At 66.8% G+C, this 20,626-nt stretch carries 21 protein-coding genes; 10 read left to right on the forward strand and 11 right to left on the reverse strand.

Annotated elements, in window-relative coordinates; all coding sequences use genetic code 11:
- Nucleotides 1-2: 2 nt before the first annotated feature.
- From BLR29_RS25900 to BLR29_RS25915, 4 genes are all read right to left on the reverse strand, one after another.
- Entirely contained in the window at nucleotides 3-1,817 is a 1,815-nt protein-coding gene (locus BLR29_RS25900; protein WP_092141031.1) for a M61 family metallopeptidase, read from the reverse strand.
- A gap of 109 nt (nucleotides 1,818-1,926) precedes the next feature.
- A complete protein-coding gene (locus BLR29_RS25905) occupies nucleotides 1,927-2,928 on the reverse strand; it encodes an acrylyl-CoA reductase (NADPH) (protein WP_092141033.1) in 1,002 nt (333 codons plus the stop codon).
- Nucleotides 2,929-3,057: 129 nt separating this feature from the next.
- Entirely contained in the window at nucleotides 3,058-3,816 is a 759-nt protein-coding gene (locus BLR29_RS25910) for a DsbC family protein (RefSeq protein ID WP_092141035.1), read from the reverse strand.
- An 88-nt stretch (nucleotides 3,817-3,904) separates the two neighbouring features.
- Complete coding sequence (locus BLR29_RS25915; RefSeq protein ID WP_092141037.1) at nucleotides 3,905-5,212, reverse strand: UbiH/UbiF family hydroxylase; 1,308 nt, start codon at nucleotides 5,210-5,212, stop codon at nucleotides 3,905-3,907.
- Between the two features lie 132 nt (nucleotides 5,213-5,344).
- Here BLR29_RS25915 and ychF point away from each other — a divergent pair, with 132 nt between their 5' ends.
- Nucleotides 5,345-6,436, forward strand: coding sequence for a redox-regulated ATPase YchF (ychF, locus tag BLR29_RS25920; RefSeq protein ID WP_092141039.1), 1,092 nt, complete (start codon nucleotides 5,345-5,347; stop codon nucleotides 6,434-6,436).
- A gap of 134 nt (nucleotides 6,437-6,570) precedes the next feature.
- Here ychF and BLR29_RS25925 read toward each other — a convergent pair whose 3' ends face one another.
- Genes BLR29_RS25925 through BLR29_RS25935 form a run of 3 tightly spaced genes read right to left on the reverse strand, consistent with a single transcriptional unit; the run spans nucleotide 6,571 to nucleotide 9,205 of the window.
- Complete coding sequence (locus BLR29_RS25925; protein ID WP_092141041.1) at nucleotides 6,571-7,071, reverse strand: GDYXXLXY domain-containing protein; 501 nt, start codon at nucleotides 7,069-7,071, stop codon at nucleotides 6,571-6,573.
- Complete coding sequence (locus BLR29_RS25930; protein WP_092141043.1) at nucleotides 7,068-8,195, reverse strand: DUF4401 domain-containing protein; 1,128 nt, start codon at nucleotides 8,193-8,195, stop codon at nucleotides 7,068-7,070. The genes BLR29_RS25925 and BLR29_RS25930 overlap by 4 nt, the downstream gene beginning before the upstream one ends.
- Nucleotides 8,192-9,205, reverse strand: coding sequence for a DUF2157 domain-containing protein (locus BLR29_RS25935; protein ID WP_092141045.1), 1,014 nt, complete (start codon nucleotides 9,203-9,205; stop codon nucleotides 8,192-8,194). Before BLR29_RS25935 ends, BLR29_RS25930 begins: the two co-directional genes overlap by 4 nt.
- Before the next feature lie 181 nt (nucleotides 9,206-9,386).
- Between BLR29_RS25935 and BLR29_RS25940 the strand changes: the two genes are divergently transcribed.
- Entirely contained in the window at nucleotides 9,387-10,154 is a 768-nt protein-coding gene (locus BLR29_RS25940; protein WP_092141047.1) for a 5'-methylthioadenosine/adenosylhomocysteine nucleosidase, read from the forward strand.
- A gap of 60 nt (nucleotides 10,155-10,214) precedes the next feature.
- On the opposite strand, the gene BLR29_RS25945 is transcribed toward BLR29_RS25940, so the two are convergent.
- A complete protein-coding gene (locus tag BLR29_RS25945) occupies nucleotides 10,215-10,457 on the reverse strand; it encodes a hypothetical protein (RefSeq protein ID WP_092141267.1) in 243 nt (80 codons plus the stop codon).
- Nucleotides 10,458-10,614: 157 nt separating this feature from the next.
- On the opposite strand from BLR29_RS25945, the gene hemA reads away from it, so the two are divergent.
- The 6 genes from hemA (at nucleotide 10,615) to BLR29_RS25975 (ending at nucleotide 15,800) form a co-directional block, all read left to right on the forward strand.
- Complete coding sequence (hemA, locus tag BLR29_RS25950; RefSeq protein ID WP_092141270.1) at nucleotides 10,615-11,919, forward strand: glutamyl-tRNA reductase; 1,305 nt, start codon at nucleotides 10,615-10,617, stop codon at nucleotides 11,917-11,919.
- A gap of 126 nt (nucleotides 11,920-12,045) precedes the next feature.
- Nucleotides 12,046-13,128, forward strand: a complete 1,083-nt coding sequence (prfA, locus tag BLR29_RS25955) for a peptide chain release factor 1 (protein WP_092141049.1) — start codon at nucleotides 12,046-12,048, stop codon at nucleotides 13,126-13,128.
- A 249-nt stretch (nucleotides 13,129-13,377) separates the two neighbouring features.
- Nucleotides 13,378-13,704, forward strand: a complete 327-nt coding sequence (locus tag BLR29_RS25960) for a hypothetical protein (RefSeq protein ID WP_092141051.1) — start codon at nucleotides 13,378-13,380, stop codon at nucleotides 13,702-13,704.
- Nucleotides 13,705-13,848: 144 nt separating this feature from the next.
- A complete protein-coding gene (gene prmC / locus BLR29_RS25965; RefSeq protein ID WP_092141053.1) occupies nucleotides 13,849-14,730 on the forward strand; it encodes a peptide chain release factor N(5)-glutamine methyltransferase in 882 nt (293 codons plus the stop codon).
- Between the two features lie 126 nt (nucleotides 14,731-14,856).
- A complete protein-coding gene (grxD, locus tag BLR29_RS25970; RefSeq protein ID WP_092141055.1) occupies nucleotides 14,857-15,168 on the forward strand; it encodes a Grx4 family monothiol glutaredoxin in 312 nt (103 codons plus the stop codon).
- An 8-nt stretch (nucleotides 15,169-15,176) separates the two neighbouring features.
- Entirely contained in the window at nucleotides 15,177-15,800 is a 624-nt protein-coding gene (locus tag BLR29_RS25975; RefSeq protein WP_092141057.1) for a UbiX family flavin prenyltransferase, read from the forward strand.
- Between the two features lie 59 nt (nucleotides 15,801-15,859).
- On the opposite strand, the gene BLR29_RS25980 is transcribed toward BLR29_RS25975, so the two are convergent.
- The 3 genes from BLR29_RS25980 to BLR29_RS25990 form a co-directional block, all read right to left on the reverse strand.
- The gene (locus BLR29_RS25980) at nucleotides 15,860-16,081 is read right to left on the reverse strand and encodes a hypothetical protein (RefSeq protein ID WP_176861064.1); all 222 of its coding nucleotides are present in this window, start codon (nucleotides 16,079-16,081) and stop codon (nucleotides 15,860-15,862) included.
- 282 nt (nucleotides 16,082-16,363) lie between these two features.
- Entirely contained in the window at nucleotides 16,364-17,887 is a 1,524-nt protein-coding gene (locus BLR29_RS25985; RefSeq protein WP_092141061.1) for an L-piperidine-6-carboxylate dehydrogenase, read from the reverse strand.
- Nucleotides 17,884-19,074 (reverse strand): saccharopine dehydrogenase C-terminal domain-containing protein, encoded by a 1,191-nt coding sequence (locus tag BLR29_RS25990; RefSeq protein ID WP_092141063.1) that lies wholly within the window; start codon nucleotides 19,072-19,074, stop codon nucleotides 17,884-17,886. Before BLR29_RS25990 ends, BLR29_RS25985 begins: the two co-directional genes overlap by 4 nt.
- A 139-nt stretch (nucleotides 19,075-19,213) precedes the next feature.
- Between BLR29_RS25990 and BLR29_RS25995 the strand changes: the two genes are divergently transcribed.
- Nucleotides 19,214-19,663, forward strand: a complete 450-nt coding sequence (locus BLR29_RS25995; protein ID WP_092141065.1) for an Lrp/AsnC family transcriptional regulator — start codon at nucleotides 19,214-19,216, stop codon at nucleotides 19,661-19,663.
- Nucleotides 19,664-19,706: 43 nt separating this feature from the next.
- Entirely contained in the window at nucleotides 19,707-20,516 is an 810-nt protein-coding gene (gene dapB / locus BLR29_RS26000; RefSeq protein WP_092141067.1) for a 4-hydroxy-tetrahydrodipicolinate reductase, read from the forward strand.
- Nucleotides 20,517-20,626 lie beyond the last annotated feature (110 nt).

A 20,626-nucleotide genomic window follows, 5' to 3' on the forward strand; every position in this document is an offset into this window, starting at 1 on the left:
GCTTAGTGACCCAGCCAGCGTACGCGGGCCGCATGCTTGCCGGACTCCACGGACACCTTGTACTGCACGGCCGGCTCGCGCGCCAGCGTGACGGGCAGCACCTGCAGCTCGTCACGGCGGAACACGTGCAGCTCGGCCCGATCGCCCGGCCGATAGCGCGCCAGCAGCTTGTCGAGCTGGCCCGGGGCCAGCCGCAGACCATCGAGCGCCACCAGCAGGTCTCCCGCCGACACACCCGCCGCCTGGCCCGCGCCGCCGTCCAGCACCTGGCTCACGCGCACCCAGCCATCCTCGGTGCGGGTCTTGATGCCAAGCGCGGCGCCGGCCGCCGGTTTCTGCACTTCGGCCTTGATGCCGAACGCGCGGAACAGCGGCACCAGGCCGATCTCGCCCGTGCCCTCGGTCAGCGCCCGCAACAGCGATCCCAGCCGCAGCCCGGTGACCTCGTCGAACAGCGCATGGACCTCGGCTTCGGTCACGCCACGCTGCTTCGCGCCCGGCGCATAGAAGTCGCGCCCGTAGCGCTGCCACAGCGCACGCATGATGTCATCCAGCGACTTGCGGCCCCGCGTCTTCTCGCGGATAGTGAGATCCAGCGCCAGCGCCACCAGCGAACCCTTGGTGTAATAGCTGACGATCGCGTTCGGCGCGTTCTCGTCCTGCCGGTAGTACTTCGTCCATGCATCGAAGGCGCTGTCGGCCACGCTCTGCTTCGTGCGGCCATTGCCGCGCAGTACGCCGTTCCAGGTCTTGGCCAGCATCTCGACGTACTGCGCCTCCGTCACCAGCCCGGTGCGGGCCAGGATCAGATCGTCGTAGTAACTGGTGAATCCTTCGAACAGCCACAGCAGCGGCGTGTAGGTTTCCTGCGCCAACTTGTATGGCACGAACGCCGCCGGCTTGATCCGCTTGACGTTCCACGTGTGGAAATATTCGTGGCTGCACAGCCCCAGAAATGTGCGATATCCCTCGCTGGTCTCGCTATCGCCACGCGCCGGCAGGTCGCCGCGCGCGCACATCAGCGCCGTGCTGGCGCGGTGCTCCAGGCCGCCGTAGCCATCGGTCGTGACCATCGTCATGAAGACGTAGCGGCGGTTGCTGTCGAGGAACGGTGCGCGCGCCGTACGCGGCTCGAACATGCGGATCTGCGCTTCGCAGATCTGCTTCAGGTCACGGCAGATGCGCCGCAGGTCGAGTTGCGGGACGCGGCCCGTGAAGACCACATCGTGCTGGGTGCCGCAGGCACGGAAGCTGGCCAGCGCGAACGTGCCCATTTCCACGGGATGATCGATCAGCTCGTCGTAATCCGAAGCCTGGTAGCGGCCGAAGCCGTAGCGACGCGCGCCGCCGGGGCCGCGAGCTTCGGGCAGCGCGGTGGCCACGCGCCAGTCGGCATAGGCGGCGCCTGCCGGGGCATGAATGTCGACGGTGCAAGGCAGGTGGTCCTGGCCTTCCACGCGCAGGAACACCGAGCTGCCGTTGTAGAAGCCGTGCGTGGTATCCAGGTGCGCGCTGCGCACGGACAAGTCCCACGCGTAGACCTCGTAGCTGAGCACCAGCGGGCCGTCTTCGGCGCCGATGGGCTCGGCCTGCCAGCTTTGCTTGTCCAGCTTGGTCAGCGGCACTTGCCTGCCGCCCGCATCGGCACGGATGCGAACGATATTGCGTGCGAAGTCGCGGATCATGTAGCTGCCCGGGATCCACGCGGGCAGCGTGAAGACCTGGCCGGCGGGATCGGGCATGTCCACCGTCACGGTGACGGCAAACACGTGGGCTTCGAGATGAAGCGGGGCGATGGCGTAGCGGATCGAAGTCATGGTCACGATTGTAGCGTCACGTCCCGGTGCCGTCGGGGACACCGGATGGCGCGACCGGCGAGTTCCATCGCACGATCGCGCGCGCGGCAGCGCAGCCGGCCGCGCGGCATCAACCGTTCACATCGACCACCACACGCCCGCGCATTCCCCCTTCGACAATCATCCGCCCCGCGTCGATGGCCTCCGCCAGCCTGATCTCGCGCGTGATGGCCTGCAGCCGGTCCGGTGCCAGATCCTGAGCCAGCCGCTTCCACGCGGTCTCGCGCAGCGACATGGGCGCCTGCACACTGTCGACGCCTGCCAGCGTCACGCCACGCAGGATGAACGGCGCCACGGATGCCGGAAAGTCCATGCCCTGCGCCAGCCCGCATGCGGTCACCACGCCGCCATAGCGCACCTGGGCGCAGGCGTTGACCAGCGTATGGGAGCCCACCGAATCGATCACGGCGGCCCAACGCTCCTTTTGCAGCGGCTTGCCCGGAGCGCCCAGTTCGGCGCGGTCGATGACTTCGGCTGCGCCCAGCGCCCGCAGGAAGTCTGCCTCCGACGTCTTGCCGGTGGACGCCGTCACGCGATAGCCGAGTTTGGACAGGATGGCGATGGCCACCGATCCGACGCCGCCCGACGCGCCGGTCACCAGCACATCGCCATCGCCGGGGCGCACGGGTCCTTTCATGCCGCCGCGCTCCAGCGCCAGCACCGACAGCATCGCCGTATATCCCGCCGTGCCGATCGCCATCGCCTGACGGGTCGTGAACGCATCGGGCAGCCTGACCAGCCATTCGCCCTTGAGCCGCGCCCGCTGCGCCAGGCAGCCCCAGTGGGTCTCGCCCACGCCGAAGCCATTCAGCACCACGCGGTCCCCGGTTTTCCAGCGCGGGTCGCCGGAGTCGAGTACCGTGCCGGCGCCGTCGATGCCGGCCACCATCGGCCATTTGCGCACCACCGGTGAACGACCGGTGATCGCCAGCCCGTCCTTGAAGTTGATGGTGGAATAGTCCACGGCCACCAGCACGTTGCCATCGGCGGGCAGCTGGTTTTCGTCAAGCCCGGCGATTTCGGCCTGCGTCTTGCCATCCGCCTGGGTCAGTAACAAAGCCTGGAAGGTCATGATGTCTCCTTGGGGGCGCCGCGCCGGCGCGGTCTTGTCTTGTGACGGAAGTGTTTGGGATACCGGAAATGCAAAGCGGCCGGACTGTGCCGGCCGCTTCAGACAGCCGGGTCAGGTCCGGCGCCGCGACTACTTTTTGAGACTTGCGAGCTTGCGCTCCAGCGTGGCCACATCGGCGGCCCCCGGGATACGCGAACCGTCCATGAAGAAGACGGCGGGCGTGCCGGTGATGTTCAGGCTCTGGCCGAGCGCCAGGTTATCGTCGATCGGCGTCTTGCAGCCGCCGTTGCCCACCAGCGACACGTGGCTGAGCATCCAGTCGCGCCAGACCTTGGTACGGTCCGTGGAGCACCAGACCTGCTTGGCCTTGACCGCCGAATCCGGCGACAGCACCGGGTAGAGGAAGGTGTAGACCGTGATGTTGTCCATCTGCTGGAAGGTCTGCTCGATCTTCTTGCAATAGCCGCAGTTCGGGTCCGAGAACACGGCCACGGTACGGCTGCCATCGCCCTTGGTCCACTTGATGGCGCGCGCCAGCGGCAGGTCCGACCACTTAATCTTGTTGAGCTCGGCCAGTCGCTCTTCGGTCAGATTGGTGTTGGTCTTGGTATCGATCAACTCGCCGTTGAGGATGTAGCGGCCGCTGGCGTCGGTGTAGACGATCTGGCCGCTGACGTTGACTTCGTACAGGCCAGGCACCGGCGCCTTGGTCACGCTCTTCACCTCGGCGCGGTTACCCAGCATCTTCTGAATCGATGCCTTGATGCGATCGGTGCCCGGCTCGTCCGCGGCCATCGCGTGCAGGGCATATCCGGCCAACGCCACGCCGCTTGCCAGGGCGGCAATCGCGGTGAAGCCGGTGGAACGGCGGCGGAATAGTTGAAACATGTTGACTCCAGGTATCGATGTGCCGGTCAGTGCGCCGGCGCGAGCTTTTTCGGTGGTTCGTCGAACGTTGCCGTGGGCACGAAGCCCGTCACCCCAGCGCGCGGCCAATCAGAAACCGCTTGAGCAGTCCCTGGCTGCCCACGGCGCGCATGCCAGCGTTGCGTACCACGCGCGCCGGGGATCCCGGCAGCGAGAACAACCGGTGCAATCCGTCGGTCGCGGCGGTCAGCGAAAGCAGGTCCGTGGCGCGTGCGCGTTCGTAGCGGCGCAGCAGGCGCAGGTCGCCCTCGGGACGGAACGATTCTTTGTCGGCCATCACGCGCCCGAGTTCCGCGACATCGCGCAATCCCAGATTCATGCCCTGCCCGGCCAGCGGATGCACCACATGTGCGGCATCGCCCACCAGCGCCACATGCGGCTGGACGAACTGCTCGGCGCGTTGCAGCACCAGCGGAAAGCCTTGCGCGGGGGTAATGGCGCGGAGTGTGCCAAAGCGCGCACCCACGGCGCCGCTGGCGACCTGTGCCACGGTGGCGGCGAGTGCCTCGGGCGTCAGTGCCACCAGTTCCCGGGCGTGCGCTTCATCGGCGGACCAGACCATCGATACCCGGTTGCCGGGCAGCGGCAGCATCGCCAGGATCTCGCCGTTGGCGGGCTCCTCGTCGGCCATCAGCTTTTCCGGAGCACCGAGGAACCACTGCCATGCGGTTTCCTGATGGGGCAGTTCGCAGCGGAAGTTGGCTACCACGCCGAGCTGGCGATAGCGCCGCTGCGTGGTGGCGATATGGCATTGCTGGCGTACCCACGACCGGGCGCCGTCCGCGCCCACCAGGCAATTCGCCCGCACGTGCACACCGCTGGCTAGCGTCAGCGTGACGCCGTCGAGATCGCGATCGAGCGCCTCGGCTGTATCGTCGAACCACTGCACCTGATGCTGGAAGCGCAGCGCGGTATCGAGCACGCGCTCCACATGACCGGATTCGATGATCCAGGCCAATTGCGGCACCGCGGCGGCATACGCCGAGAAATGGAGGTCGCCGTGCGGAGAGGGGCTGGTCTCGGCAGCACTGACGTCACCACAGATGCGCATGTCGCGCACCGGTTGTACGCGCGCCGGGTCCAGTGCCTCCCACACGCGCAGGCGCTCCAGCAGCGCCTGCGAGCTGGCCGAGAACGCGTAGATCCGGCTGTCCCAGTCATCCTCGCCAGCATGGGCCGTATTGCCTGCCGGGCGTGGCGCCACCAGCGCCACCTGCATGCCCTGCTGGGCCAGCAACAGCGCGCAGGCCTTGCCGACGATGCCACCGCCGACGACGGCAATCTGGAAGCGGGAGGAAGGAGTCGAGGACATATAGGATGTGGCGGCGCGGCGCGCCGGTGCAGCAAGGCCAGTCATGGCTGGATTATAGCGACGTGACGTCGCAGCCATCGGTGACACCGCGCAAAGCCATGCCCGGCGGAGTCGGCCCCCTCGGCAGGCAGCGGCCATCCGCTAGAATACAGGTTTTGCTATTTCCAGCCAGATACCATGAGCCTCAAATGCGGCATCGTCGGCCTGCCCAACGTCGGCAAGTCCACGCTGTTCAATGCCCTGACCAAGGCCGGCATCGCCGCCGAAAATTATCCGTTCTGCACGATCGAGCCCAATGTCGGCGTCGTGGAAGTGCCGGATCCGAGGCTTGCCAAGCTGGCCGAGATCGTCAAGCCGGAGCGCATCCTGCCGGCGACCGTCGAATTCGTGGACATCGCCGGCCTAGTGGCGGGTGCGTCCAAGGGCGAAGGCCTGGGCAACCAGTTCCTGGCCAACATCCGCGAGACCGACGCCATCACCCATGTGGTGCGCTGCTTCGAGGACGACAACGTGATTCACGTGGCCGGCAAGGTCGACCCGCTGTCGGACATCGAAGTCATCAATACCGAACTTGCGCTGGCCGACCTGGCTACCGTGGAAAAGGCCCTGGCCCGTTACATCAAGCCGGCCCGCGCGGGTGACAAGGAAGCGCTGCGTCTGGTGGCCGTTCTGGAAAAGGCCCAGGCTGTGCTGGACCAGGCCAAGGCGGTGCGCACGCTGGATCTGTCGCCCGAGGAGTGGGAAGCGATCCGTCCGTTCTGCCTGATCACCGCCAAGCCGACGATGTACGTGGCCAACGTGCGTGAAGACGGCTTTGAGAACAACCCGCACCTCGACGCCGTACGCGAATACGCCAAGCATACGAATTCGCCGGTGGTCGCGGTGTGCGCCGCAATCGAAGCCGAGATTGCCGACCTGGACGACGCCGACAAGGCCGAGTTCCTGGCCGACCTCGGCATGGAAGAACCGGGCCTGGACCGCGTGATCCGTGCCGGCTTCACATTGCTGGGCCTGCAAACGTACTTCACCGCTGGCGTGAAGGAAGTGCGCGCCTGGACCATCCACGTGGGCGACACCGCCCCGAAGGCGGCCGGCGTGATTCACACGGACTTCGAACGCGGCTTCATCCGCGCGCAGACCATTGCCTACGACGACTTCATCGGGTTCAAGGGCGAGCAAGGCGCAAAAGAAGCCGGCAAGATGCGCGCCGAAGGCAAGGAGTATGTCGTCAAGGACGGCGACGTGATGAACTTCCTGTTCAACGTCTAAGCCAAAGCGACTGATCGACGGACCGTGTCGACAACAGGTCGACACCAAGTCGAAAACAAGAGCCCGGCAAATCGCCGGGCTTTTTGTTGCCTGCGGATTGTGAGACGCCACGGCGCCCGCGCGATGCGGGCTTGTCAGAGCGGCTGCAGGTGTTCGTCGCGCATGCCCACCAGCAACGCCTGCCCGTTCGCATCGACGCGGAATTCTCCGTAGCGGGCCCTGGCGAACCGTTCGGCCTGCCCTTCCTGGAAGAACCAGGCATCGGTCGACACCTGCACCATCGTGCCACCCCACCGGGACGGCACGTTCTGGACGCGCAACAATTTCTCACCGTCGGCCAGCGGCCCGCCTTCATGCAGCCGAACCAGGTGCCCCACCTGACTGTCGTCGCGCCGGATCACCACGAGTTCCTCCCGCGCGCGGTCAGCGGAATTGCGACGTCCAGCCGCAGTGATCTCCATGCCAATCGCGAAATTCAGCGCCATGTAGTCACCCTGCATCAGCGACCGTGGGTCCACCGGCGCCAGACGCAAATAGAGAACGTCGCCATGCGACAGCACACGCTCCTTGCCGACGATGCCGGCCAATGCGATGCCGATTGCCAGGAGCCAGCCGACGAAGATCCAGCGTTTCATGCGACGACCTCCGTTCGCGGCAGCCGCATCAGCACGCTACGCGCAACCAGCAACAACGCCCCCGACGCGACCAGCGTGGCCGACTTGGCCAGCAGCGTCCACTGCAATGTGCTGTAGTACCAGATAAAGCCGAGTGCGACGGTTGCGATCGCCAGGCCAAGCCACGGCAGCGATCCGCGCCGTAACGCCAGGCCGAGTGCCAGCACGCCGGACGCAACGGCCGGCGCCATGACCATCAGCGCGCCAAAGGCGATCGTAACGACCGTCACGCCCGCGCTGACAGGTGGCGCGCATTGCAACCGGCGACACTCGCTCAGCGCGAACCCCAGCAACACGGCACCGATCAGCGCACCTGCCAGCCACGCCCCGGGCAGACGCGGCGCGCCGTTCTCGTTGAAGACCATCGCCAGTGGATGCGTGGCGCCAGTTACCAGCAACGCCGCACCCAGCGCGAAAACCAGCGTCGCGTCGGCAGCGGGTTCCCAGCGAGCCAGGCGTCCCCGGGCCGCGAGCATTGCCTCGATCAGGACGAACACCGTCACCGCCCCACACGCCACTGGCGTCAGCCAGCCCAGCGACCATGGCAGCACCGCCCACGCGTAGCGCACCGCACCTGCCAGCGCGATGTTGAGCGCGAAGGCCACGGCCAGCCACACGCCGAGTGCCGCAAGGAACCGGTGCAAGCGGTTTGGCACGATGAGGTACAGGACCGCCTCCAACACTGCCACGCCCACCCAGAACGGCGCGGTGTTCACCAGTCGCTCGCCGCCAAGCGCCTCCGCAGCGCCGAAGACCAGCATGCCCTGCCCGCCGAGACTGGCGGCCAGTGCGAACTGTCCGAGCGCGATACGTCCGGTGCCCTGTCCCGCCACGCGATACAGCACGACCGCGATGCCGATCATGACCATGCCGGTCACCGCCATCGCCGGCCCATTGCCGCGTGCCGCCGCGAATACCGAGCCGACGAGAAACAGTTGAAAGAACAGCGCGCCGAGCCAGCCAGCCGCCCCCATCAGCAGGCGGATCGGCCACGGCGTACGCAGCGTGCCCGCGTACTCGCCGCGCACCGCGCCGCGGGCGGCCAGCGTCTGCCAAAGCGAGCGTTCGATTTGGTCTGCGTTCATGTCGACCTCCCAGCCATGTCGCGCCATACGCGCAGCAGCCACGCGGCCGCTGCCGCGGCCAGTCCGATCGTGACCAGCGCCAGCAGCAGGAACGCGCCGAAGTCGCCGCGGCCTTCGAACAGCAACCGGCCAAGCGCCGAAACGACAAGTCCGATGCCGGCCAGGCACACCAGACTCAGCACAACGATATCGAAGACCCGCCAGCGGAACCAGGCGCCGAGCCCGACCAGGGCAACGAAGCCGACAAGCAACCCGATGCCGTCCACGTGCGTGGTCATCAGGCTGGCCAGTCCGACCCAAGCCGCATAGGCAGTGGCCAGCACCGCAATCAGGCGCGGCCCGGTGACGCCGCGAAACCCCCACGCGCCAGCCCACGTCGCGAGCAGGTACCAGAGCACCAGCTGGATCACCGACGCGGCCAGCAGGAAGAACGTGGCTTCCCGCGCGTGAAGCGCCGAGAACAACAACTCGAACATGCCGCCGACGCCCAGGCTGATGCTGCAATAGCGCAGCAGCGCGACGTTGCCGACCACGAGCGGCAGCCACCAGTGCGGCGCGGCCCGTGCCGCCAGCGCCCACGGCACGGCCAGCAAGGTCCACAGCGCGAACAACTGCCACGCATCGGCACCGGTCTGGTAGGTCTGGCCGATGACGGCGAGCAGGACCCCGCCCATGACCTGCGCGCCGGCCAACGCGGCACGACCCGCCATGTCGCCGGCCGGGCGCAGCGCAGCCAGTGCGGCCAGCCCCGTCAGCACCGCCGCGAGCAGGCCGAACTTCGTGAACTTGTGCAGGGCTTGCCAGTTGAAGGCAAAGAAGACGATCACGCCGGCACAGAGCAGTGCCGTGCCGAGGATCAGGAGGGTGCGGTCGAGCCATTGATGCCAGTGCGATCGCGTCGGCATCGTGGGGGCCCACGCCAGGGCGCAGTCCTCGGCGCCAAGCTGGTCCTGGGCACGCCAGTCGGCCAGCGCCTGTTGCACGGCGCGGCGATGTGAAGAGGTTTCCAAACGGCAATCTCCTGAGAGGTTGCATCCCGGAATGCGATGTCAGGCGCACTGTAGCAAACCGTCCGCGCGGATGCACCTGCGACGAATCTGAAAAGCCGGCGTGACCTGCCGTGGTCCCTTCCGCAGTCTCCCGGCCGCCGGTATGCTTGCGCTTCCTCCAAGCCACCTGGGCAGTTGCGTCATGACACTGGGCATCCTTGCCGCCCTCCACGATGAAGTCGATGGGCTGATCGCCGCCATGCGGCATGAAGATGCGCGCGCGACCGTGCGCACGATCGGCATGCGCGACTACCACGTCGGCACCCTGCACGGCCAGCCCGTGGTGCTGGTACTGGCGCGCGTGGGCAAGGTGGCGGCGGCGGCCACCACAGTGACGCTGATCCGGGAATTCGGCGTGGACGAAATCGTGTTCACCGGGCTCGCCGGTGGCGTGGGCAGCGAGGTACGGGTCGGTGACATCGTCGTTGCCGACCGGGCGATCCAGCACGACCTGGATGCGCGACCGCTTTTCCCGCGCCACGAGGTACCGCTGCTGGACCGGACCGAATTTCCGGCAGACCCCGGACTGACCGCCGCACTGCGCAATGCGGCGGACGACTTTCTGCGTCAGGACCTGGCCACGGAAGTGCCCGACGGCGTGCTGGCGCGCTTTGGAGTGGCCCAGCCCCGGCTGCACGTGGGCATGGTCGCCAGCGGCGACCAGTTCATCAACGCGCCGCAGGCCGTGGCCGAGTTATGCGCGCGCCTGCCCGGACTACAGGCGGTGGAAATGGAAGGCGCCGCGCTGGCCCAGATCTGCTTTGAATATGATGTCCCCTACGCGCTGATGCGGACGATTTCCGACCGCGCCGACGATTCCGCGCATGTGGATTTTTCGGCATTTCTACGGGATGTCGCCAGCCACTATTCCAGCGCAATCCTGCGACGCTTCCTGGACGCCCGCGCCTGACGTTGTTTGGCGACCACCAGAGGCGGTAGCCAATTCGCAACAATTTCGTCTGTTCAGTCGTTACCGGCGAGGCCGGACCACGCCCCAGACGCCGACCAGCACAGCCGCGCCGGCGATGGCCGCTGCCCATCCGGTAAGTTGTCCATCCGTGAACAACCGCGCCGCCCGGCCACCGTAGAACATGGCCAGCGCCCCCAGCACGCCCAGCACCAGCGCGGCTGGCAGGCTGACAACCCTCCCGCCCGGATGGAACTGGCGCCCTGCCAGCCCAACGATTGCCCCTACCACCACCAAGCCCAACATCGGCACCTCCTGTGTCTTTCCAGCCACAATGCCGCGGCCAGCCGCGTAACAATACTGCAGCTGGAACAAAACACCCCAGTCGCCTGCAACTTTGCAGCCCGGCGGTATAATGGCCATCGCTTCCGGCAGCATCCCGGATGGCAACGAATCCCCACAAATGCAACTGCTCGCGATCGGCATCAATCACACAACGGCACCTGTCTCGCTACGCGAGCGGGTGGCGTTTCCGCTTGAGCAGATCAAACCGGCCCTGGGCGCCCTGCGCACCCACCTGGCGGGCCGCAGCGGCACCGAAGCCGCCATTCTTTCCACCTGCAACCGTACGGAAATCTACTGCGCCACCGATGTGCTGCAGCCCGGCACGGACGGTTTCGAGCACACGCTGCGCTGGCTGGCACAGCACCACAACGTGCCCGCAGGTGAGTTGGCGCCGCATTTGTACGCCCTGCCCCAATCCGAGGCCGTCCGCCATGCCTTCCGCGTGGCCAGCGGCCTCGATTCGATGGTGCTGGGCGAAACCCAGATCCTCGGGCAACTCAAGGATGCCGTGCGTACCGCCGGAGAAGCCGGCGCGCTGGGCACGTATCTGAACCAGTTGTTCCAGCGCACGTTCGCGGTGGCCAAGGAAGTCCGCGGCCAGACCGAGATCGGCGCACATTCCGTCTCGATGGCCGCCGCGGCCGTCCGCCTGGCCCAGCGCATTTTCGAGAGCATCTCCACCCAGCGCGTGCTGTTCATCGGCGCCGGCGAGATGATCGAACTCTGCGCCACGCACTTTGCCGCGCAGATGCCGCGACAGATCGTGGTGGCCAACCGGACCGTGGAACGCGGTGAAAAGCTGGCCGAACAACTGGCCGGGCAAGGCCTGACCACGCAGGCGATCCGCCTGCAGGACCTGGGCGAACGCCTGCACGAATTCGACATCGTCGTGTCCTGCACCGCGAGCTCCCTGCCGATCATCGGCCTCGGCGCCGTCGAGCGCGCGGTCAAGCGTCGCAAGCACCGCCCGATCATGATGGTCGACCTGGCCGTGCCCCGTGACGTGGAGCCCGAGGTCGCGCGCCTGAACGATGTCTTCCTGTACACCGTGGATGATCTCGGCGGCATCGTGCGCGAGGGCAACGCGATGCGCCAGGCCGCCGTGGCGCAGGCCGAAGCCATCATCGAAACCCGCGTGCAGAACTTCATGCACTGGCTGGAGACCCGCAGCGTGGTGCCAGTCATCCGGGAAATCCAGTCTCAGGGCGAGGCGATGCGCCAGGCCGAACTGGAGCGCGCACGCCGCATGCTGGCGCGCGGGGACGACCCCGAAGCGGTGCTGGAGGCCCTCTCCGGCGCGCTGACCCGCAAGTTCCTGCACGGACCGACCCACGCGCTGAATCACACCCAGGGCGAGGACCGCGAGGCGCTGCTGCGCCTGGTTCCGGGCCTGTTCCGCCACAGCAGCCACTCCGAGCGCTAGCCCCGCTCGCGCACTTTGCCGGCCGCTGCCCGAACCGGGTTGCCGCCAGCCCGCCGGCAACCACTGCCGATTCGCCCGACGGCCTTCGCCGCGCCCCGCGCCCCCCGCTCCAGATTCCGGATTCCCATGAAAGCCAGCATGCTCTCCAAGCTCGACCAGTTGGCCGAGCGACTCGATGAAGTCAACGCCCTGCTCGCCCGCGAGAACGCCACGGCCAACATCGACCAGTACCGCAAGCTCTCCCGCGAACACGCCGAGTTGTCGCCGGTGGCAGAGCAATACGGGCAGTATCGGCAGGCGCAGGAGGACCTGGCCACGGCGCAGGCGCTGCTGGACGATCCCGAGATGAAGGACTTTGCCGCCGACGAGATCGGCGCCGCGCGCGATCGGCTCGAAGTCCTCGAGCAAAGTCTGCAGACGCTGCTGCTGCCCAAGGATCCCAACGACGACCGCAACTTGCTGCTGGAAATCCGCGCGGGCACCGGTGGCGAGGAAAGCGCGCTGTTCGCCGCGGACCTGCTGCGCATGTACACGCGCTACGCGGAACGGCAGCGCTGGCAGGTGGAGATCATGAGCGAGTCCGAGTCGGATCTCGGCGGCTACAAGGAAGTGATCGTGCGGATCGCCGGGGATGCGGCCTTCTCGAAGCTGAAGTTCGAATCGGGTGGTCATCGCGTGCAGCGCGTGCCGGCCACCGAGGCGCAGGGCCGTATCCACACCTCGGCCTGTACGGTGGCAGTGATGCCCGAGGCCGACGAAGTCGGCGAAGTCGAGATCAACCCTTCCGATCTGCGCATCGACACCTTCCGCGCGTCCGGCGCGGGCGGCCAGCACGTCAACAAGACCGATTCGGCCGTGCGGCTGACCCACCTGCCCACGGGCATCGTGGTGGAATGCCAGGACGACCGCAGCCAGCACCGCAACAAGGACAAGGCGATGAAAGTGCTGGCCGCGCGGATCAAGGACATGCAATTGCGTGCCGCGCAGGCCAAGGAGGCCAGCACGCGCCGCAACCTGATCGGCTCGGGCGACCGCAGCGATCGCATCCGCACCTACAATTTCCCTCAGGGCCGCGTGACCGACCACCGCATCAACCTGACGCTCTACAAGATCGACATGATCATGGACGGCGACATGAATGAACTGGTCGCCGCACTGGCCGCGGAGCACCAGGCAGATCAACTGGCGGCCCTCGGCGACGAAGGCTGAAGCGACGTCGCCGCTGATTTCACGCGTTCGCTCCAAACCGGCATTGCCGGATCGTGCAGGCATCGGCACCTGAACCCGCCAGCAAGCGTTTGTAACTGAGGTAAATGCTTGAAACAGCACTGGCAGACAAAAGCGCGGTGTCTATAATCGATTTCGACCAGACCGCCCCGATACGTCACTTTTCTGATCGGGTTACACGCGAAGTCTGGGCTGATGTCGACCTCCTCAAACAGACACAAGGATGAAATCATGAAAAAACTGCTCGCGCTGTTGATGATCACCGCTGCCATGGCTGCTTGCAGCAAGAAGGAAGAGGCTCCCGCAGCCTCCAGCGCCGACAAGGCCATGCAAAGCGCCGCGGAATCGGCCAAGGCCGCCGCCAGCGATGCCGCCGCCGCCGCCAGCAACGCCGCGGATGCCGCCAAGGCTGCCGCCAGCGGTGCTGCTGCCGATGTCTCCGCCGCCGCCGACAAGGCCAAGGTCGATGCGGGCAACGCCATGGCCAACGCCAAGGAAGCCGCGCGCGACGCCGTCAACACCACGGCCGACAAGGCCAAGGACGCCGTCAACAAGTAATCGCCCTCCGCAATCAGGGCGACCGCGACAGCCGGAATCGGCTTACACTAGGCGCCAGTTGCAAAGCATTGCCAAAGCCCCGTCAGGCCAATCGCCCGACGGGGTTTTTTGCACCCGGCCTCCGGGTTCCCAACAAGTATTCCGATGTCCTCCACCCCTCCGGGCGCGCTGCCGCCCGATCCCACGCTGCGTGAAGCCCAGACCCTGCCAGCCATGGCCGGGTTACCGGCGTTAGAGGCACGCATGCTGCTGTCCCACGTGACGGGGTTCAGCCGTACCCAGTTGATTACGCGCGATACCGATCACCTGACCGCCGCCCAGCGTGATGCGTTTGCCACCCTGCTGGCGCGGCGGCTGGCCGGCGAGCCCATGGCCTACCTGCTCGGCGAGCGCGAATTCTTCGGTCGCACCTTCCGTGTGACGCCGGATGTGCTGATCCCGCGGCCGGACACCGAAATCGCAGCGGAGGCCTCGCTGGCGCGCATCGCCAACGTGCACGCCCCGCGCGTGCTGGACATGGGCACCGGCTCAGGCATCCTGGCCGTGACGATTGCGCGCGAACGGCCCGATGCCGAGGTCTGGGCCACCGATATCTCCCCCGGCGCCGTGCTGGTCGCCCAGGACAACGCCCGGGCGCTGCAGGCGGACAACATCCGCTTCCTGGTATCGGATTGGTATCAATCCGTGCCAGACGGCGTGCGTTTTCACCTGATCGTCAGCAATCCGCCGTACATCGCCGCCGGCGACCCGCATTTGGCGGAAGGCGACCTGCGCTTCGAGCCGATCGACGCCCTGACGGACCACGAAGACGGCCTGTCGGACCTGGCGGCGATCGTGGCCGGCGCAACCGCGCGGCTGCTGCCGGACGGCTGGCTGCTGATGGAACATGGCTACGATCAGGCCGCTTCCATGCGCAGCCTGCTGACCCGTGCCGGTTTTGAGGACGTCTACACCGCTCGCGACCTGGCCGGACTGGAACGGTGCAGCGGCGGACGCCTGCCCGCGGCGCAGAAAGACCCCACCTGAAGCCGGCCCGCGATTCCGGTAAAATTGCTGGCTTGTCCCCCGTGCGCGGATGCGCGCACCCGAATCACCCCCAAATGGCGGCGCCGGCTTGATCCGGCACCGCGCGCAACCGGAAACACTTTCATCATGAGTGACGTACAGCAGAAGATCGACCAGATCGTGAAGGGCAGCCCCGTGGTGCTGTTCATGAAGGGCACCGCGCAGTTCCCGATGTGCGGGTTCTCCGGCCGCGCCATCCAGATCCTGAAGGCCTGCGGCGTGGACGCACCGACCACGGTCAATGTGCTGGAAGACGAAGCCATCCGCCAGGGCATCAAGTCATATGCCAACTGGCCGACCATCCCGCAGCTCTACGTGAACGGCGAGTTCATCGGCGGCTCGGACATCATGATGGAGATGTACCAGAACGGCGAACTGCAATCGCTGCTCAAGGCCTGAGGCTGGCCATGCCCGTGACATCAGGCGGCGCGCCGCAACGGCTGATCGTCGCCATCACGGGCGCCACCGGCGCCATCTATGGCGTCCGGCTCCTGCAGGTCCTGCAAGGCGTGGCGGGGGTGGAAACCCACCTGCTGATCTCGCCGGCGGGGGTCATGAACCTTCAGCACGAACTCGATATCGGCCGCGCCCAGGTGGAAGCGCTGGCCGATGTGGTCCACAACGTGCGCGACATCGGCGCGACCATCGCCAGCGGATCGTTCCGCGCGCATGCCATGGTCGTGGCGCCGTGCTCGATGCGTACGCTGGCAGCCATCGCACATGGTCTTTCCGACAATCTCATCACGCGCGCGGCGGACGTCACGCTCAAGGAGCGGCGCAAGCTGGTTCTGATGGTGCGCGAAACGCCGTTGAACCTGGCGCACCTGCGCAATATGACGGCGGTCACGGAGATGGGCGGCATCGTGTTTCCGCCCGTGCCGGGCTTTTACCAGAAGCCGCGAACGATCGCCGAACTGGTCGACCACACAGTCGGCCGCGTGCTGGACCTCGTCGACCTGCCAGAGATTGGCGCTACCCTCGCGCCCAGCTGGGGCGGGCTGAACGCCACGGCGTCCGAGGGTGGCAACTGAAGCTACAACGAATCACCAGCCGGGCGACAACAAGGCGCTGCCGCCCGGCGTGCGGCGCATTACCAGTGGCGATAGCGGCGGCCGTAGTAGCCACCGTAATATCCACCGCCGTAATACGCTCGCGGTGACACGACCACTGCCGGCCCGCCGTAGTAGACCGGGGCCGGCGCCACGGCAATGGGCGCGGGCTCCACGACCGGGCCATACGGGGTCGGATACACCGCGCAGCCGCCCAGCATTGCTGCGCCAGCCACCGCCAAACCCATCACTATTGTTTTCATCGTATCGTCCTTAACGTCTCAGGCATTGCCTGCGGCAGTGCTCTGCCCTTAAGAACGTTATACGGGTGGGTCTGGTAATACAGCGTCAAGCCGCTGTAACCCTTGTTACGATTCGCAACGACTTCGCGCACGTAAGAGGCTGCTTCAAAAAGATCCTGGCGTCGTTGCCGGGTTGGCCACACTCGTTTGCCGTACTACTTGTACTGTCTGCGGCCGCGCGTCTAGCCAGGACCGCTTCGCTTCATTTTGAAGCAACCTCTGAGTCGTCAACCGTACGCCAGCCTATACGTCGAACCGGATCCCCTGCGCCAGCGGCAGGGCGTCGCCATAGTTGATCGTATTGGTGGCGCGCCGCATGTAGCCCTTCCACGCATCCGATCCCGATTCGCGTCCGCCGCCCGTCGCCTTCTCGCCGCCGAACGCGCCCCCGATCTCCGCCCCGCTCGTGCCGATGTTGACGTTGGCGATGCCGCAGTCGCTGCCCGCTGTCGACAGGAAGCACTCCGCCTCGCGCAGCGATTCCGTGAAGATGCATGACGACAGCCCATGCGACGCCGCGTTGTTGAGCGCGATGGCTTCGTCCAGCGAGGTATAGGGCATCAGGTAAAGAATCGGCGCGAAGGTTTCGGTCAGCATCGTGTCGTGCTGGGTGTCGGTCACCACCAGCGCGGGCCGCACATAGCAGGCGTGCGGATAGCGGTCGCCGAGCAGCCGTTCGCCGCCGTGGACAACGTTGCCCTGCGCCCGGCAACTGGCGAGCGCGTTGGCCATCGTATCGCCGGCCGCCGCATCGATCAGCGGGCCGATCAGCGTGCCCTCCTGCAACGGATCGCCGACGGGCAGCCGCGCATAGACCTGGCGCAGCCGGCTGGTCACGGTTTCGATCAGATCGACATGGACGAATGCGCGGCGAAGCGTGGTGCAGCGTTGCCCCGCGGTGCCCGCTGCGGCAAATGTCATGGCGCGAACGGTCAGCTCCAGGTTGGCCGACGGTGCGACGATGGCCGCGTTGTTGCCGCCGAGCTCCAGGATCGCGCGCTTGAACTGCGCGGCGCAGGCCATGCCGACCTCGCGGCCCATGCGCGTGGAGCCCGTCGCGCTCATCAGCCGCACCGCCGGATGCTGGACCAACTGGGCGCCGACGGCGCGACCGCCCGGCAGCACACAGCAAAGGCCCGCGTACTGCGGTGCGGAGGTTTCCAGCACGCGGTCCAGCAGACCCTGCGCCGCCAATGCACAGAGCGGTGTCTTCTCCGAGGGCTTCCACACCACGCCATTGCCGCAAACCAGCGCGAGCGCTGCATTCCACGCCCATACCGCCACCGGGAAATTGAAGGCGGAGATGACGCCGCAGAGCCCGAACGGATGCCAGGTCTCGCGCATGGCGTGCGCGGGTCGCTCCGATGCGATCGTCAGCCCATGCAGTTGGCGTGACAGTCCCACGGCGAAATCGCAGATATCGATCATCTCCTGCACTTCACCGAGGCCTTCCTGGAGGATCTTGCCGGATTCCAGCGATACCAGCCGGCCCAGCGCGGTCTTGTGCTCGCGCAAGGCCAGCCCCAGGCGCCGCACCACCTCGCCGCGTGCCGGAGCCGGCGCCAGTGCCCAGATGGTCTGCGCGGCGTGCGCGCGGGCAATCCGGGCATCGACGTCAGCCGGCGTGCAGACCGGCAACTGGCCGAAGACCTCGCCATCGACCGGCGAGCGCAGGGGCAATGCACCGGGGCCACCGGCGCCGCCAGCCTCCCATGGTTGCCGCAGGCCCATGGCCTGCCAGCACGCCGCGATCTCTTGCGCTTTCATGCGGACATCTCCTGCAACGGATGCCGGGTGTAATGCTGGCCGAACCGGTTCGCCAGGAAGCGATCCAGCGGCATGGCCTCCTGCCGGACAAAGCCTGCCTGAGGCAGCACGCCGGAGGCCACGAGGTCCAGCGCCGTGCAGATGCCGGCTGCCGTCGTCAGCTGGATGGCATTGGCGTGGCCCGCGCCGCCAAGGTCGTCCACACCACCGATACGCGCGGAAAAAGACGCCTGCGTGAGCGGCCCGCGCTTGCCTTCGCCCTTCACGCCGGGCGGATGGCCCGTCGCGCTGGCGAATACGATCACCACGTCCTGTTCCGTCATCGGGATGGCGTTCTCGAAAATCTCGCGCAGCCAGCCGCGCCGCTCGCGCAACCGCAGGTCGTTCAGCAAGAGCTTCATCTGCACGCAATGGCCGGGATAGCGGATGGATTTGTAGTCGACCTGACGCGCCCGGCCGGCCAGGGTATCGGGCAGCGTGCCGAGGCCTCCAGAAGTATTAAAGGCCTCGTACTCGATCCCGTCCAGCGCAAAGGTTTCAAGGCCTTCCAGCGCGGGCAGCTCGACCCGGCGGCCGTCGACGATGGCCTCGCAGGGGTTGCAGTACTCGTTGATCAGGCCTTCCGTGCTCCAGGTCAGGTTGTACTTGAGCGCGTTGCTGGGATAGCGCGGCAGCGCACCCACGCGCATGCGCAGGTCGAACAGGTCGCCGCCGCCCCGCAGGAACCGCTGGGCCAGGTCATGACCGACCACGCCGATAAACCCCGGCGCCAGCCCGCACTGCGGCATCAGGACCGAGCGCGCACCCTGGCCAAGCTGGCGGATGGCATGCGTTGCGGCCACGTCCTCGGTCAGGTCGAAGTAGTGCACGCCCAGCCGCGCCGCCACGGTGGCGACGCTGACGGCCGCGTGGAACGGCAGCGCGTTGAGCACCGCGTCGGCACCGGCCAGCAGTGCGGCGCAGGTGCCGGGCTCGGTGGGGTCGCCGGCACGCACGGCGATGGTGCGCGGCAAGCCATCCAGCCGGTGCGCGTCGTGATCGACCAGGCAGACACGGTAGTCGCCGGATTGGTCCAGCATCGCGGCGATGACGCGGCCGATCTTGCCGGCGCCGAGGACCACCACGGAAAGCGGGCGGGGGGCTTTGGTCATGTCCCGGGTGGCGGGACCAAGGGTGGATGGCTGCATGGCTGACTCCGTCGAAAAGCATGAAAACCCGTGACTGAAGTATGGGCAGCGCCGCGCACGTTTTACACCCGCAAGATTGACGAAAGCCCGGCATAATCCGACGCATCGACCATCCTTTGTGACGAAACGTCAGACTGCCATGGCGGACCTCGACCAAATCGACCGGCACCTGCTGTCGCTGCTGCAGGGCAACGCGCGCGAGAGCGCGGCCAACCTCGCCCGCGTGCTCGGCATCGCCCGCACGACGGTCGTGGCGCGGATCGCCCGGCTAGAGAAAACTGGCGTGATCGCCGGGTATGGCGTGCGCATGGGCAGCCAGATGGAGGACAACGCGATCCTCGCGTTCTGCGGCCTGTCCGTGCAACCCAAGGCTGCGCCGGCCGTGGTCCGCGCGCTGCAGCGCCTGCCGGAGGTGGAAGAGCTGAACTCCGTCAGCGGCCCGGTGGACTATATGGCCGTGATTCGCTGCGACACCCACGCGCGGCTGGACACGTTGCTGGACGAAATCGGCATGCTGGATGGCGTGAACCACACCACGACGTCGATCGTGCTCGCCCGCAAGATCGACCGCCGGCGCGCGGCCGGCTAGCGCGCTATCCTTGATCGCTTTCAAACCGAATCAGGAGAAGACGATGAGCACTGGCATTCGCGTCGCCGTGGGCGGCGTCACCGGCTGGGCCGGCGGCGAGCTGGCGCGCGGCGTAGCGCACGCACCCGACATGACCCTGGTGGCCGGCCTGTCGCGCGGCGCGGCGGGACAACCCCTGTCGCAACTGACCGGCCATGCCGATACACCCGGCGTGGCCGCGGCCAGCATCGAGGCCCTCGGCGCTACGCCCTACGACGTCTACGTCGAGTACACCAGGCCGGCCATCGCCAAGCACAACATCCTGCAGGCGCTGGCCCACGGCGCGCACGTGGTGGTGGGTACGTCGGGGCTGTCCGACGACGACTATGCGGAGATCGACGCGGCCGCGCGCAAGGCCGACCGTGGCGTGCTGGCCTGCGGCAACTTCGCCATTACCGTGGTGCTGTTGCAGAAATTCGCGGAAATGGCGGCGCGACACCTCGACCATTGGGAAATCATCGACTACGCCAAGGCGGGCAAGGTCGATGTGCCGTCGGGCACGGTGCGCGAGCTGGCGTTCCGGCTTGGCCAGGTGAAAGCCGCCGCGCAGGCGGTGCCGGTGGACCAGGTCAGCGGCCCGAGGGAGACGCGTGGCGCGACGATCTCCGGCACGCAGGTGCACGCGGTGCGGCTGCCGGGATACCAGCTCGGGGTAGAGGTGATCTTTGGCGCGGACGGCCAGCGCCTGCACCTGAAACACCAGGCCGGGGACGGGTCCAAGCCCTACGTGTCCGGCGCGCTGCTGGCCATCCGCAAGGTCCACACCTTGCGCGGCGTGGTACGGGGGCTGGACAAGGTGATGGAAGGACTCTGACGCGGGCGTTGCCGCCCGCCATGAAAAACACCCCAAAGGTTGAACAGGTGTCCAACTTCTGGGGTGCAGTTCACGACGGGAGGCTTTCCCGGCAGTCCGGCGGCTTCGGC

Origin of the sequence: Cupriavidus sp. YR651 (assembly GCF_900101625.1) — a bacterium.
GTDB lineage: Bacteria > Pseudomonadota > Gammaproteobacteria > Burkholderiales > Burkholderiaceae > Cupriavidus.